Annotated in this window: 1 protein-coding gene; it reads left to right on the top strand. The window is 44.3% G+C overall.

Features of this window, described 5'->3' with window-relative positions; all coding sequences use genetic code 11:
• Positions 1–315, top strand: a 315-nt coding sequence (locus A3729_RS11075) for a twin-arginine translocase subunit TatC (RefSeq protein WP_197475806.1), incomplete at its 5' end; no start/stop codon positions are given.
• Positions 316–470: the final 155 nt, after the last annotated feature.

Genomic DNA, 470 nt, shown 5'->3' with positions numbered 1-470 from the left:
GGCGTCACTGTAATGACCGATATCAGTCGCTATCTTGACTTCATTCTAAAGCTATTCTTCGCATTTGGTTTAGCCTTCGAAATCCCAATCGCAACCATTATTTTGGTTGCGGCAGGTATTACCAGCTCAGCTAGCCTAAGTGAAAAACGCCCTTACATCGTGGTTGGCTGCTTCGTTATCGGTATGTTATTGACGCCTCCAGATGTTATTTCGCAAACTCTTTTAGCAGTTCCAATGTGGGCTCTCTTTGAAGTCGGAGTGCTGTTTTCAAAACTCGTCGAAAAGAAGCGCAACGAAGAACCTGTAAGCGAATAACAATTAGATGAACCTGCTACTGTTATTCCCCGAAAATATGCACAGCGAAACACTGGCTGAGATTTCCGGTCGTCAACTCGAACATATGCATGAGACTCTAAAGTCAAAAGTTGGAGATAACATACGCGTTGGCCTGCTCAATCAGCAAATTGGCC

The sequence above is a fragment of the Oleiphilus sp. HI0043 genome, assembly GCF_001634935.1.
This window is presented reverse-complemented; position numbering and strand designations above follow the sequence as displayed.